General features: G+C 60.3%; 11 protein-coding genes and 1 tRNA gene. 9 read left to right on the top strand and 3 right to left on the bottom strand.

The genetic code is table 11. The features are described from left to right. The first annotated feature begins 192 nt into the window (after positions 1–192). Positions 193–1,446 (top strand): tyrosine-type recombinase/integrase, encoded by a 1,254-nt coding sequence (locus tag BM199_RS24630; protein ID WP_091676002.1) that lies wholly within the window; start codon positions 193–195, stop codon positions 1,444–1,446. 212 nt (positions 1,447–1,658) lie between these two features. On the opposite strand, the gene BM199_RS33995 is transcribed toward BM199_RS24630, so the two are convergent. Next, positions 1,659–1,720 (bottom strand) — tRNA-Ser (locus tag BM199_RS33995). An 879-nt stretch (positions 1,721–2,599) separates the two neighbouring features. On the opposite strand from BM199_RS33995, the gene BM199_RS24625 reads away from it, so the two are divergent. The 8 genes from BM199_RS24625 (at position 2,600) to BM199_RS35245 (ending at position 12,324) form a co-directional block, all read left to right on the top strand. Continuing rightward, positions 2,600–4,144, top strand: a complete 1,545-nt coding sequence (locus tag BM199_RS24625) for a DUF3375 family protein (protein ID WP_091675998.1) — start codon at positions 2,600–2,602, stop codon at positions 4,142–4,144. Further along, complete coding sequence (locus BM199_RS24620; protein ID WP_091675996.1) at positions 4,137–4,928, top strand: DUF4194 domain-containing protein; 792 nt, start codon at positions 4,137–4,139, stop codon at positions 4,926–4,928. The genes BM199_RS24625 and BM199_RS24620 overlap by 8 nt, the downstream gene beginning before the upstream one ends. Then, complete coding sequence (locus BM199_RS24615; protein ID WP_091675994.1) at positions 4,921–8,301, top strand: ATP-binding protein; 3,381 nt, start codon at positions 4,921–4,923, stop codon at positions 8,299–8,301. Before BM199_RS24620 ends, BM199_RS24615 begins: the two co-directional genes overlap by 8 nt. Then, positions 8,288–9,520, top strand: coding sequence for a Wadjet anti-phage system protein JetD domain-containing protein (locus tag BM199_RS24610; protein WP_162830107.1), 1,233 nt, complete (start codon positions 8,288–8,290; stop codon positions 9,518–9,520). The genes BM199_RS24615 and BM199_RS24610 overlap by 14 nt, the downstream gene beginning before the upstream one ends. 109 nt (positions 9,521–9,629) lie before the next feature. Beyond that, complete coding sequence (locus tag BM199_RS33425; RefSeq protein WP_143101911.1) at positions 9,630–10,046, top strand: hypothetical protein; 417 nt, start codon at positions 9,630–9,632, stop codon at positions 10,044–10,046. A 459-nt stretch (positions 10,047–10,505) separates the two neighbouring features. Then, entirely contained in the window at positions 10,506–11,018 is a 513-nt protein-coding gene (locus BM199_RS24605) for a TIR domain-containing protein (protein WP_091675988.1), read from the top strand. Then, entirely contained in the window at positions 11,015–11,872 is an 858-nt protein-coding gene (locus BM199_RS24600; RefSeq protein WP_143101910.1) for a macro domain-containing protein, read from the top strand. The genes BM199_RS24605 and BM199_RS24600 overlap by 4 nt, the downstream gene beginning before the upstream one ends. Next, entirely contained in the window at positions 11,872–12,324 is a 453-nt protein-coding gene (locus BM199_RS35245; RefSeq protein ID WP_091675983.1) for an HIT domain-containing protein, read from the top strand. Before BM199_RS24600 ends, BM199_RS35245 begins: the two co-directional genes overlap by 1 nt. 23 nt (positions 12,325–12,347) lie before the next feature. On the opposite strand, the gene BM199_RS24590 is transcribed toward BM199_RS35245, so the two are convergent. Together BM199_RS24590 and BM199_RS24585 are read right to left on the bottom strand one after the other, a co-directional pair. Beyond that, on the bottom strand, positions 12,348–12,854 hold the full coding sequence (locus tag BM199_RS24590) for a TIR domain-containing protein (protein ID WP_091675980.1): 507 nt from the start codon (positions 12,852–12,854) through the stop codon (positions 12,348–12,350). Positions 12,855–12,919: 65 nt separating this feature from the next. Next, a complete protein-coding gene (locus tag BM199_RS24585) occupies positions 12,920–13,738 on the bottom strand; it encodes a DUF1883 domain-containing protein (RefSeq protein WP_211323228.1) in 819 nt (272 codons plus the stop codon). Between the last annotated feature and the right edge of the window lie 934 nt (positions 13,739–14,672).

The following is a 14,672-nucleotide window of genomic DNA, read 5'->3' as shown; positions in this document are numbered from 1 at the left end:
GCGGTAGACGCCCGCGCCGTGGCGGCAGACGGACACGCCGACCATCCCGGTTGTGAGTCGCGGCGACCCACCGAGTCCTTTTCTTTACACGGCAGAGGTTTTCCGTGGAGTCGGCTTGCTCTCTGTCGGTAGTGGAGCGTCCATGGACGTCGTTGTGATCGTGACCCCCTCACCTTTGCGAAAGAGTTCACCATGCCCTGGGCAGAACAATCGGCAGACACCACGTGGCGGGTGCGGTATCGGCGCGACGACGGCACCATCGGCTCAATATCCGGCTTCCCCACCGACACCGCGGCCAATGACCACATCGCTGATATGAAGGTCGCTCAACGTCACGGAACCTGGATCGACCCGGCCGTCGGGCGGATCACCGTCGCCGCGTGGGCGCCGGACTGGCTCGACGCCCTCGACATCGACCAGCGCACCGAGGAGAACTACCGCAGCTTCCTCACCAAACACATCCTCCCCCGCTGGGGCAGCACCGCGCTGGCCGACATCACCAACCTGACAGTCCGCACTTGGGAGAAACACCTCCGCGCCTCAGGACTGGCGAAGACCACCGTCGACAGCATCATCAAATGCTTCTCGCTCACCCTCGGCGACGCCGCCGACGAGAAGGTCATCGCCGTCAACCCCATCCACGCCCGCCGCCGCGGGCGTCGCCGGCGCACCCACCGCACACCACGCAAGGTGTGGGCGGAGCCCGCCGACGTCCTCCGGATCGCCGACCAGATCGCCCGGATCTACGCCCCCGCCGGGGCCGTCCTGTTCCTCACCGCGGCCTGGACCGGCGCACGCTGGGGCGAACTCGTCGGGCTGCAACGCCACCACCTGCACCTCGTCGACGGCGACACCGGATTCCTCGTCGTTGACCCCGACCTCGGCGCGCTGCATGAACCCAACCGGGGCCCGCTCTACCTCGGACCACCCAAAACCGAGGAATCCGCCCGCACCATCACCCTGCCCCCGTTCCTCGTCCGGCTGCTCCGCGCCCACCTGAGCACCCACACCCACCCGCACGTATTCGTCACCCCGAACCACGAGCTTCACCGCCGCAGCAACTTCAGCCGCCGCGCCGTGCGCCCCGCCGCCGACGGCAACACCCACATCGCCCACCTCGCCCACCGGCTCCACCCCATCAAACCCGGACTGACCTTCCATGGCCTGCGCCACAGCCACAAAACCTGGCTCATCGACGACGGTGTCCCCGAAATCGCCCAAGCCCTCCGCCTCGGCCACGTCCTCGCCGACAAAGTCCAGCAGACCTACTCCCACGTCGCCGCCGCCGTCGAACAACGACTCCTCCACGGCCTCCAAGCCCGCTGGGACAAAGCCATCGCCGACAACACCACCCCACCCGAGGACACCACCTGGCGCGGGGCCGCCCAACCCCACGGGTCAGCGCCATCGCACAGCTACCCCGCCACCACACAGCGTCGTGAGTGAACGCCCGAATCGACTCGATAGGACCACCCGTTCGGACTACCGAGCTGGAGCAGTTTTGGTGACCCCATTTCGCCCGGAACCCCACACTGCTCCAGTTTTGCTCCACCTACTGAACAGTAACTGAAGCGGAATCCACAATGGACGAATTTACGGCGTACCTAAAACATCGCCCGACCTGCGGAAACATGCAGGCCGGGCGATCATGAAAGCTGTGGAGCTAAGGGGACTCGAACCCCTGACCCCCTCACTGCCAGTGAGATTAGGGCTACTCTCCGTTCGCAGGTCAACGGTAGCAAGACGAGAATCCGGTAGTCAAACGTTGCCCTTGATTGCCGTTGGCACCGTTTCCATGCCGTTCAACACGCCCGTGTGCTCCAGGGTTGCTCCAGGCATAACCGCGTGAAGTCCGGCACTCCATCGTCATCAACCGTGGCTACGCTGCTCTGTCTTTGGGGCCGTTACAGTAGTTCATCGCGGATCTTCACGGCCGATCAGGCCGCACCAGTGGTCGATCGCTGCACATCGCCAGACTGCCCTACTGGCCCGGCTTGACATCATCTATCCCCTGCGCCAGACCGCGCTCGACGGAGATGCACTGCAACCGTCACCTCCACTCTTCCACCCGTGCGGGTTCGTTGCCAGCAGGGCGATCCCTCAGCACCCTCGGCGCTTCCATCCTCAGGCGCGTAGCGATCAGGACCGGCAAAGCCATCGAGATACACGACGCGGCCGTCTTTCGAGGTGAAACCTGTCTTGAAAGCGAACATGACGGATCTACGCCGCAAGATGCCGTGCTTGAGCACTGCACCGGTCTGTGTTGGAAGAACTTGTCGTTCGACGTCATCGCACCCACCGTGATCACCAGTACCACTAGTCGGCACCGAAATCACCACCACCATCAGCAATACCGCCAACGGACCCGCGCCCGAACCCGCTCAAGTAACACTGGAGGCCGCGAGCGCGACTTATTCGGTGAATCTCATCGTGTTGATCATTGCCTAGGATGTGTGTGTCACACAAATGGAGTAGCCGTCGCACTTCGCAACACGACGATATTGGGTTCGACGCACGAGATTGTCGGACCTCGTGTCTACAGTCAGAAAGCGGTCACCGACTGGTGCCCTGTCCGGTGACGCGGGAAGGTAACTGAGGCGTGGCGAAAACGTCGGCTGAGCACCTTTTTCACGAGTTCCGCACCAGTGCTACAGCCGACGTGACGATGTCGTTGCTGCGGTCACAGGACGCGTTGCTCCACCTGGCCTTGATGGCGGCTCACCTGGGGGACGGTCAGGTGGTCGATGGGCAGACGCTCACCGCCCAGATGGACGCCGATCTCCCCGCGTTACTGCGCAGTAATGTTTCCACTGGTGATCAGGCTGCAACGGAGGTAACCCTGGATGCCGACACGCTGCTGACCCGCTGGACCAAGAAGGGATGGGTGTATCGCAGCGTTGATCCACAAACTCGCGTTGAGCGCTACCAACTGGCCTCGGGGGCAGGACAGGCCGTGCGGCAAATGCGCAACCTGCAGCGGCAGACCTCGATTGCCACCGAGTCGGCCCTATCGATGGTGATGGCCGAGATGAGGCAGATCGCTATCGAGGCGAACCCTGATCCAAACGCCAGGCGAAGCGTGCTGAAGGAACAGCTCAAGGTCCTCGTTGCCCAGCTCGACGCGCTGGACAGGGGCGAATCCCCGGAGGTCAATCACGCGAACCTCGTCGATAAGGTCGGCACGCTCGCTCAGCTGGTGGAACGTATCCCTCCGGACGTCGCCCGGTACGGCGAGCAGATGCACGCCAACACCGCGGCACTGCTGCGGCAAAGTCTGAGCGACGACCCTGCTCAGTTCGCCGAGTCGCTGCAACGGATGTTCGACGGGCACAACGTCATCGCCGAGTCTCCGGAAGGGCAGGCCTTTCGAGCCTTCGCCACCGTCGTCGCTGTCCCCACCCAGCGGGCGCAGCTGGAGTCGGACATCGCCGAGATCGTGAGCCGCGTCAATGGGTTGCCATCACATCTGGCCGAACTCTTGGATGGGTTCATCGACGCGGTGTGGTGCCGGGTCCAAGAGGTGGAGGACACCCGCGCGGTGGCCTTCCGCCGCATGAGTAACTTCGTCCGCGGAGGGGACATCCTGCACTACCGAAGTATGAGCACCCGGATCAACGAAGCTCAGGCTTCGGCGGCGGAAGCCTTCCAGCGCACGCACGGCGGCCGCGATATCGGGTTCGTCGTCCCAATGAGCGGGGTGCAGACCAAATCGGTAGGTCGTGTGCGGCTTGATGACGGCGACTTCGCATTGCCTGACCCGGTGACCGACTCCAGCGGTGAATTTGAGATCGATCCCGCCACGCTGCTCGGACAGGAATCTATCGACTGGGCCGCACTACGCTTGGCAGTGCACTCGGCGATGGATGCCCGAAGCGGCTTCGCCACCCTCTCCGAGGTGCTCGAAGAGCTGACCAAGCCGCGCACCGGGGACATCATCGGCCTTTGGTCACTGGCCACCCGTTTCGGGGACGTCGATGACACCGCGCGAACCACAGTCTGGGCTCACACACGGCGCGGTCGACGAGAAATCACCGTCCCCTATCTGGTGTTCGGCGAACTGATTCCCGACCTCGTCGCCCCGCCCGCGCACCGTCCACCGCTGTGGTCTCAGCCCACTCTTCTAGAAGGTGTCGCCGATGACTGACACCGACATTCCACCGTTCGGGGATGTGTTCTCCGACGACCTGTTCGACGAGGACGATGGTACGACCACCACCCAAGTCGCACTTGATCCGTCAGACGTGTTCGACGATACCCACGACGGCATCGGGTCCCGGATCAGCGACGGAGATCTCCACCCGCGTTTCGTGGGCGACAGCAGCGAACTACCCGCCGAAGTGTGCTGGGCACTGCAGGAACTGGTCGCCGCCCCGCACGTCACCGACAAGTCGACGAGACACTGGCCGATCGTACTGCAGTTCGAGGACGTACTGCGCCGCCGACTGTCAGAGCTCGGTCTCATCCTTGAGGTAAACCGAGACCACCGGTACGCCTTCACCCGACAGGCCGACGATCCCAGTCCCCACAGCCGCACGCTCCTGCGAACCAGGACGCTCAGCCTCGCAGCCAGCACGCTGGCGCTGTATCTGTACCACCAATACGTGATCTCCCCGGACAACCCGATCGTCGAGACCGCGGACATGATCGACCACATGATGGCCTACAAGCGGGCCGACGACACGGACGAGGCCAACTTCCAGAAGAAGATCAAATCAGCGATCAAGGCACTCGACGACGCGGTGATCATCAAACCGATCAAGAACACCAGTCGCTACATCATCTACGGCGTGATCACGTCCATTCTCACCGCGGAACGGGTCGCCGCACTCGATCAGCGATACAAGGCGATCGCCCGGGGCAAATTACCCCACGGAGCCGACACCGACCCGACCACGAACACCCCAGCAGAAGAGGACAAGGATGCCTGAAACCGTCAACGGCAGCCGTACTATTCACCTGGGCCAGTTCCGCATCACCCGGTTGCAGGTTATCAACTGGGGCACCTTCTGCGGCTACAAAGACTTCCCCATAGACGAGCGCGGGATGCTACTTACCGGTCCGTCCGGGTCAGGAAAGTCCTCCCTCATGGACGCTCACTCCATCGCACTCCTACCCACCAACGACCATCGGTTCAACGCCTCAGCGGACCTGACCGCCCGCGGCGCCAAACAGGGCACCCGCAGTGTCACCGACTATGTTCGCGGCGCCTGGTCAGAGAACGACGACGAGCACGAACAGTCCCACGTGCAGTACCTGCGCGGCGGGAAAACGACCTGGTCAGCAGTCGGCGCCACATACGAAGACGGACTGGGGGCGGTCACCACCGCAGTCGTAGTCAAGTGGTTCACCGGCGCCGAAACCGACGGCGCTTCGATAAAGACGATGCACCAACTACACGACGGGCACTTCGATCTCAGAGTCCTCGAGACGTGGGCCGCGCAGGAGTACAACACACGCTGGCTCAAAGCCACGTACCCGGCGGACTATCCCGATAACCAAGCGAACTATATGCGCGCCCTGGCCAAACGCGTTGGACTCGGCACCTCGAAAACTGCTCTGTCGCTGCTGGGTAAGGCCAAATCCATGAAGAACGTCGGCGACCTGAACCAGTTCATCCGCAGCAACATGCTCGACACTCCAGTGACATTCGGCGCAGCACAGAAAATGCTTGACTCGTTTACCCCGCTCAACGCCGCATACGAAACCGCGCGCCGAGCGCACACACAGGAACACGTGCTGCGCGACGTACCCGAGTACTGGACTAAATACCAGAAATCCCGCGAAACGGGCAACCGCGCCGCAGCCCTTCTCGGCGCTCCCATGGACCACTATCTCCGCGAGGTGCACCTACGAGTGCTCCAAGAGGACATGGACCGTCTGGACCTAAACATCGACGCCTTGGACCGTCGGCTCACAGGACAGGAACAGGCCAAGAACGACGCTTACCAGAGCTTCATTTCGCTCGACCAACAGTTGCGCCGAGAAGGACAGGCCATGCAGGAACTCAAGGTCCGCCTGCAGGCCGCGAAAGACGAGGCCACAGCTCGCGAGAGCGCATACGGGTTTTACGCCAGCCACGTCACCAGGCTGGAACGGCGGTGCCCCGAGGATGAACCCGCCTTCACCGCACTGCGTGAGGAAGTACCGGAGATCCTGCACCAGGCACAAGCCGACAAGAAAAAGATCGAGCCAGACCGGCACACAACGTTCGCCGCCCTAGCAGACACGCGTCGGCTACACGACTCGAAAGCCGCCGAGCTACTTGCCTTGCAGACCGCAGGATCGCTTATCCCGCAACGAGAAAGTAAGCGCCGAGAGTACATCGCGCAAGCCACCAACGTCCCGGTGTCCGACCTGCCATACGCGGCGGAGCTGATCGATATCGTGGACGGGGAGGAGCGATGGCGCCCCGCCGCGGAGAAGGTACTGCGCAACTACGCCATGCGGATGCTGGTGCCCGACGTCCACAAAGATGTCGTCCGGGAGTTTATCGACAACAACAACATGGGCGGCATTGTCGAGTACAGCGTAGTGACGGCGACCTCGGCCCACCGACATCAACCACCCGTTGACGTTCTGGCGGGCAAGCTCACTGTAGACACCAACCATCCCAGTGGACCGTGGCTGGCTGGGCAACTGGCGCGTCAGTTCGAGCACAAGTGCGTCGAAACGGCCCGCGATCTAGAACAACACCGGATAGCCGTGACCGTCCGCGGCACGGTCAAACTACCGGGCAATCACTATCGCAAGGACGACCGACCGGAGCTAACCAACCCTTCATCGTACGTTCTCGGCGCCAATACCGCGGCCAAGCGCGCAGCCCTCGAGATCGAGGTCACCGAACTGGCCGTGGCCAAAGAACAAGCCCTCGAGGCGGCCGACGAACTCGACGTGAATTACCGGAACCTGGAGTCCAGGATCACGGCCGCGACCCAGATCGCCGACTACGACACCTGGGCTCAGCTGGACCACTGGACATCCAAGCGCAATGCCGGGGATTTTGAACAACGGATCGACGAGATCAAGGCAAGCAATGTCGACCTGCAACGACTGGAACGAGACCGCGACGACGCCGAGACCACCTGGACAACCGCGTCGGAACTCTGTTCAACCACCAAATCCAAGATTACGGAATACGGCCAGCAGCACACACAGCTGCTCAGCACCTATGAACACGAACTACCCAAACCACACACCATCGCCGACGACGAAGATCGTACTTACCTCGACCGCATATTCGCCGACATCGAAATCCCCGTTAACCCGGCAGCAATGCGGCAGGTTCGCTCCGCGTTCGGCAAGGCACTCGAACGCCACCGCGACCTTGCCGAAGCCGACGGCAAATATTCCTTCACGAAGGTCAAGACAGCCGTGGACCGCTTCCTGGAGTCTTGGCGAGACTTTGCCCCAGATGCCAGCGGTGACATCGAACGTTCGGGAGGCGACTTCGCAGCCCTGCACGAAGAGATCGTCCAACGACGACTGCCCGAAGCGATGTCACAGTTCCAGCAGATCATTACCGAGGACATGGTCCCGTCCATCGGTATGCTGCAACGAGAGATCGAAAATGCTGCCACCGACATCAAACGTCGCGTTTACATGGTCAACGACGGACTCCGGCGAGTCAAGTTCAACCCGGACACCCACCTCCAAATCGCATTCAAAGCAAACCCCTCCAACGATGTCAAGGAGTTCCAGCGCAAGGTGGACGCCTTGCTGAGCAACGCCCCAGCCGCACAGCGGGACGCACATAAAGCGTTGGCACAGTTCAAACGTGTGCGTGAGTTGATGACCCGATTCACCGCAGACGACGCAGCGTCGCGCCAATGGCGCAGCAACGTGCTAGACGTGCGCACCAGCTACGCCTTCTACGGCAGAGAAGAGAATTCCCATGGGATCACCGTGTACACCTATCGCAACACCGCCAGCAATTCCGGTGGCGAACAGGAAAAGTTAGTCGCATTCTGTCTGGCCGCCGCCCTGAGCTACAACCTGGCGGACGACGACTCCGACGGCCGCCCACGGTTCGCGCCGTTGATGCTCGACGAAGCGTTCAGCAAGTCCGACGAGACCTTCTCCGGACAGGCCTTGTCGGCCTTCGACGAGTTCGGGTTCCAGTTACTCATCGCCGCACCCATCCGCATGTCCGGCATCGTTGAACCCTTCATCGGGCAGGCGATCCTCGTCGAAAAGCGCATGACCACCGAGGGAAGCCACTCCAACGCGGCCATGGCCACCTTCGGCGACCTTGCGGTTCGCCGCACTGACGAGTCGGACGGAGGCACGGGTGCGGCAGCCTGACGACGTCATCGAACAACTGCGCAGGCGCTTCGTCCAAGAGTACCCGGACTGGGCCCGGCAAACGGGGACTTGGCCGATACGAATCAGCCTTCAGCCACCGACTACAACACAACGATCAGCCGACCCGATCGCCTGCCACACCTGGGCAGAGCAATGGCGTGCCTACAAGGGCCCCGGAGTGATCGAATACACCAGCTCGCGGTTCCCCACCGGCACACACAAGATGCCGAAAACACTGGTGTTGGGTCACCCGCGCGAAGTGGCGGCCGCCCACGCCGACACCCAACAAACATGGCAGCGCTGTGGGAGACGTCTGACCTCGCTGTACCACAGATTCCCAGAGGCCCAGTTCACCGGCATTATTCGCCGCCTCAACGACATGGGCGAGCGCGACTACCTGCGATTAGTCACGACAGTCACTTGGCTGCAAGCCAACCCAACATCCGGGATGCTGTTGCGCCAGCTGCCCATCGAAGGCATCGACACTAAATGGCTCGCCAAAAACGCCCACCTCGTACTCGCCCTACTCGGCACCAGCGACGCCGCCGACGACGAAACAACACCCGTGCCTCGGCGCAGACGCCTACACGAACGGCTCGGACTGCGCATTCCACCAGACCTCGTCCAGGTCGCCTTACTCGACCCCGCACTACGAGCGCAACTGGCGGGCATGCGTCACCTAGCTGCCAGTGTCGAAGACCTCAACCGATGGCAACACGTACCCAGCACCGTGGTGATCTTGGAAAACAAAGAAACCGGATACGCAATAACGGAGGACCACACCGATGTCGTCGTACTCCACGGCCACGGCTTCAGTGTCTCCTACTACGCTCAAATCGCCTGGGTGCGAACCGCTCGACGAGTCATCTATTGGGGAGACATCGATGCACCTGGACTCCAATTCGTCAACGATCTACGTGGCTACGGTATCGCCGTCAACACAACGCTCATGGACATGACGACACTGGAAGAGTTCCGACACCTCTCAGTCGACGGTGCAGGCCCTCAACGCAAATCGCTTCCCCATCTCACCGACACCGAACAACAACTGTACGAGCATCTAGTCGACCACGCCGCCAATCATGACAACGGACTACTTCTCGAGCAGGAACGCATCCCCTGGCCCCATGCACACCGTGCACTGGCCACAGCAATAGGAAGCGCTCATGACTCAACAGACGCTCAACGAGAAAAACTCGGCAGACCGACTACGAAGTGATCTTCGATCCAGTCCCGTCATAGTCTCAGGCCCCTCTTGACCTCATGATGTAGCGGTACCCACCTCCCAAATCGGGACAACCAGCAACATCACACTCTCGAAGGTCGTCATGGCATGGGCCGAGCAATCAGGACAACATTCGTGGCGGGTCCGCTACCGGCAGACCGCGGGCGGCACAAGTTCAGTGGGCGGATTCCACAGCGCCGAGGACACCCACGCCTACCTCTCCGACATGACCACCAACCGGCGGCGCGGTGCCTGGATCGACCCCGCCGCCGCCCGGACGCCCCTCGCCGACTGGGTCCAGCGCTGGCTACCCGCCCTCGACCTGGACCGCGTCTGCCGTCCAGCGGCAGCGTGGGTCCGGCGATCCTGTCCGCAACCGGACCATGTGGCCGCGAAACCATGCATCGAGCCCGGGGCACCGGCCGGCTCTGGCTGCAAACGTTCGGCGATCACGGGACGTGATCTGCGCCCTGGGCCGTCGCACAAGCGCTCACCACCAGTTGGGGTCGTCTATGCCTAACTCCTGCTGCATTCGACGTACGAGGATTTGAAAACGTTGCTCAAATTCATTGCCAGCCACGTGACTGTCCTCGATCACGAGATTACGTCGATGTGCAATCAAGAAGGAGGTGTCGCAAAAGAACTTTCGGAAGCCTTGACACTCGTAGTAGAGCGCCGGAGGGAGAACGAGGCAAAGTCGCGATAGCTTTGCCCGTAATTCTTCAGCGCCGGCAGGTCCGGTAGGTGACATGCGGATGTTTGGGCCTGACGAGTAGCGACTGTTCGTCGGGAATCTTTGACGATGGAGCGTCCGAAGGTGCATGACGAACGACGCGAAGCCCGTCCTACCCGTGCCGACAGGCTTCGAGATTGCTGGTTGACTCGGGTAGACTGGCGCGTCAGGCTGCGCGATGATCTTTGTGAGAGGCTGTCGTACGCAGCATTTCGGGAGTGATTCAACTAACGCAGGAGTAAGGGCTTGAGCTACCGGAACAAGACGTACGTAGCCTTCGCCAGCGAAGACATCCATTGCTATCGGATGATGGAAGCCTGGCGTGATAATGCGAACATCGACTTCTCATTCTTCGATGCCCACGATCTCTACGTAGCCCGCGATACTAGCTCGCGTGAACAGATCAAGCGCCGGTTGCGAGAGCGTATCTCAAACACTGCCAAGCAAGTTGTCTTGCTCGGGAGTAGTGCGGGTCGCCGCAAAGGCGGCGACGGATACTCGTTCTTGGCTTATGAAGTTGACACGGTTATTCAACTGGGGCTGCCGGTGGTTATCGTCAATCTGGGCGGAAGTCGTTCAGTCGAGAGAAGCTTTATTCCTCAGCCTTTTCTAGACGCCAACTACTACACTATGCCTGTCTCGTTTCAGCCCGCAATCATCAAGTATGCCCTAGATGAGTATGTGCCCGTCTTCAACGCCGGAGACGTGGCGGGCCCGCATTACTACAACCCGGATCACTATGCAAAGGTCGGCCTGTGAGTCGTCGACTATTGCGCGATCTGGGGACGTGGCGTTTCTGGGCTCGATTTGGACTGCGAGTCTTCGCGGTCGTCGGTGTCGAGGCGATGCTGCTTGGCCTGTTTGACGTCATTAAGCCGGACGCTATCTCCAAACTCAACTTTCCTGTGATTCTCGCGGTCGTGCTTATCGCATTGATCATCGGCGCAGTGCGTTCTTGGCCACGTCCCGTCGAGGAGAAGTACTCGGCACCCAAGACAGAGATCCGTTTAATCCCCGGCAACCTGTTTGAGTGCGCTGATAACTTAGTGATCGGGATGTCCAACACGTTTGATACGGCCGTGCCACATATTATCCAGCGCGGCAGTGTTCAGGGGCAGTTTCTGGAGAAGGTCTACAAGCAAGATCAAGACGCGCTCGATCAGGACCTGAACAGGGCGCTTGGTGGAGTTCAGTCATGTGGAACGATCGAAAAGCCAGGTAAAACGACGACTTACCCGGTAGGAACGATCGCCGTTCTACGTCATCATCGGACGCACTACTTTTGTGTTGCGTATTCGGCGATGGACAAGAACAACAATGCACAGGCCGACATCGACGGCTTGTGGCGCAGTCTTATGAACCTTTGGGAAGCCGTCCGCCAGACTACGAACGGTGAGGCGGTGGCTATACCTATCATAGGTGGCGGACAGTCCCGACTTTCCCAGGTTCTTCCCGCCCAGGACTCGATCCGATTTATTGCTCTATCGTTTATGTTCGCATCCAGACAAAAAAGAGTCTGTGAACGATTGGATATATTCGTGCGTCCAGAAGATCTGAATCGTATCGACATGCTTGAGTTTCAGGACTTCCTCACTTCGCTGAAACCGTCATAATGGCGACGGACAACATCGAAGCGCCTGAGGCTACTAGGTGCGCGTTCTGCGAGTATCTCTCTGGACTTCGTCCCTATACAATCCTTGGCTGCGACCGCTTGACTGCAACGCTTGTAACTCGGGAACAGCGCGGTATTTCTCATCTTCTCGTAGTGCCGCTGCGGCATTGCGAGACGATACTTGACCTTGAGGACAATGAGGCTGCGGCGCTGATGAAGGCCGTCAGGCAGGCGGCGCGAGCGATAGATGCTGCCGACAAGAGGCCCGGGATTGCGGTGTGGCAGAACAATGGCGTTCCGGCTCATCAAACCATTCCGCACGTGCACTTTCATGTCGCAGGAACGCTTCCCGGGGGGGATACCGAACGGGGGCGGGTCCGGGAGCTGTCCGTTGTCGAAACCGACCGAATTGCGACACGACTTCGCCCGTTCCTCCAAATGCGATCTGCGTGACGCGGTACGGAAGGATTGAAGGGTCAAAGGCCAAGGTTGATGTAGGTTTCGTCAACGTAACGAAATGTGCCGTTTAGTGCTTCCACTTTATTGCCATAGTAGTAGTCAGGCCAGTTGTCCAGAGCGTATTTTATGATCTTAGCCTCAAAGGAGATGTGAACAGCACCTTTGCCTCCTTCGATACTGGAGGGACAGCGAGCGGCGTCATATTGACGCATATCGTTGAGGTTCGCGACGATGATAGGTAGATCCAGGTAGCGAGCGTAACCGATCTCCCAAGGAATGTAACCGCGGATGTACTTCGTTCGCTCGCCGACCAGCAGAAGTAAAGTCTTCGAGTTTTGCATCCGAGCACGAAGTTGCACCTTGATTGACTCTGGCAGGCTGGAGTCACGCGCCATGTTAAGGTCATGAGCGTCGTGGAAGCCAAAGTCAATATGTTCGTTGTCGCGCCATGCCTTCAGGATGTTGTACCAGCGCATGTCCTCGTCGCCATCAAAGGCAACGTAGAGCTTGTTCCGATATGCCACTATTTCCACTCCTTGAGATCAGGCCTCCGCAAGGTGTCCAGGATGGTGCGTATCGGAAGTGTCATTCAACGTTCATCATTGACAGCATCCATTTCCGGGTCGATACCGTCAGGTCGAACGACCGCAGCGATCTCGTCGGCGATCTCCTCAATGGTGGACAGCGCGGTGTTACGGGCAATCTTGTCGACCAAGGACGGCGACTGCGCCATGACCTCATCCTTGGTGATCTCGTGCCAGATGGGCAGCAAGGTTTGCTCGCCGGACACCGATCGGCTGACGATGCCGTCCAGCTCGTACTGCGGCCAACCCTTGGCGAAGAACGACCGCGACAACACCACGATGCCGAACCTGCTCCGCGCTAGGCCGGTATCGATCTTGCGTCGCAAGCTGTAACCGATTCGCAGCTCGAAGTCGTCGAGCCATACCTCAACGCGGCGTTGCTGGAGAGCCTCGGCCAACGGCCGGGCCACAGTCGCCTTGTCCTCGCTGGCATGTGAGATGAACACGTCCCAGACGCGGCTGTCGTCACCATTGACGATTGGCGGAGCTTCGTGGCGGATGTTGGCGAGCGATCCGGCAGATGCCGAGCGGACTGTCGGTAGCGGCGGAGGCTCTACCGCCACGCTGGATCGCACCGAGTTCGCCCGCAGCCCCATGAGATCGACTGTGACGTACCAGTGACCGCTGCTGGGCACGGTGATCCGGAACGGGGAGCGCTTGGCCAGCCCGCCGTGGTAGCGATGCCGCTGACCGTTCTTGTACGCGCGCAGGTTGGTGCCGTTCATCAGGCGAACGTTTGCGCCTGTGTTCAGCGTTACGACCATGGTCGATCCACGCTGCAGGTTACCTAAGTTGTACTCCACGAACTTGGTACCCGTGGCCACGATGGGACCTCCTCTCCGAGACGTACGTCGCTCAGGAAGGCCAAGTTGAGGTCGTCCTCGTGATCGCGTGCCGTACTGCTCTTGAACCACTGCTTCTGGCAGGGGCTGTTGCCGCCGTGACGAGCGCCACGAGCGCTACAAGTCCAGCATGGGTAGCTGGTAGATCTGAGAACGACACGCGGGGGTATTTCCGCCGAGCTCGGGGCGTTTCGCGATAAAAAGGAACGGCGACGACACGGGCTTCGCAGCGTGCGTGGTGAACGTGGGCGGAAGCGGCGCAAGCACATCACCACGTCCAGTCACACACTCCTCCTATCACGAACTAAAACCATACCATTAGACATCGATCTGGCATGGTTTTAGTTCGGCACTCGCAGCTAAAAGATCGACTGAAGTGACTACCCCCGCTGCAGCCAAGTGTGCCGAGCAAGAGTCTTGAGCACGACAGAGCGAACGGAGACATAGAGGAGCCAGAACGGCCGTTCACAACCGTCAGCATGACCTTGAATTCGCCAAAGCCGCAGGTAGAAGCCCCTGCAATCGAAAGCCGTTTCAAGATCACCGGGATCTAACCATCGGGCTTTTAATCTGTGGGAATGCCGTGTCAGCGATTGTCGCATAGTGTCGCCCAGGGTTGATTTGTGCAGGTCAAACGGCATTTTTCGTCGGCGTTAATGCCGGGCAGTGTTGCGGTGTATCGGGCGCTCTGTGAGCAACGGAGCCCAATCGGAGACCGGCGGCTCACGCAAGCACCGTGCCGTCTACGAGCTGTGACTCTCGACGGCGCGCCGATGATGGCGGACAACCGGTCGTTCAGCGGTGGTGACGGCACCTTTCGACGGGGCTCTCCCCGATGAAGGTTGTGCCCGTGCTCGGCGCGTAGATGTCCACCGTGTTAGGTGGCGGCTGCTGTAGTCAAGGAATGTTGATTTTC

Origin of the sequence: Amycolatopsis marina, from assembly GCF_900111885.1 — a bacterium.
Classification (GTDB): Bacteria; Actinomycetota; Actinomycetes; order Mycobacteriales; family Pseudonocardiaceae; genus Amycolatopsis; species Amycolatopsis marina.
Note: the sequence above shows the minus strand (reverse complement) of the source record. Positions and strands in the feature narration are given on the sequence as shown.

Coding starts and splice junctions, on each gene's coding strand:
- BM199_RS35245 (WP_091675983.1), top strand. CDS start 11,872: ATGGCGACGGACAACATCGAAGCGCCTGAGGCTACTAGGTGCGCGTTC.
- BM199_RS24630 (WP_091676002.1), top strand. CDS start 193: ATGCCCTGGGCAGAACAATCGGCAGACACCACGTGGCGGGTGCGGTAT.
- BM199_RS33425 (WP_143101911.1), top strand. CDS start 9,630: ATGGCATGGGCCGAGCAATCAGGACAACATTCGTGGCGGGTCCGCTAC.
- BM199_RS24620 (WP_091675996.1), top strand. CDS start 4,137: ATGACTGACACCGACATTCCACCGTTCGGGGATGTGTTCTCCGACGAC.
- BM199_RS24615 (WP_091675994.1), top strand. CDS start 4,921: ATGCCTGAAACCGTCAACGGCAGCCGTACTATTCACCTGGGCCAGTTC.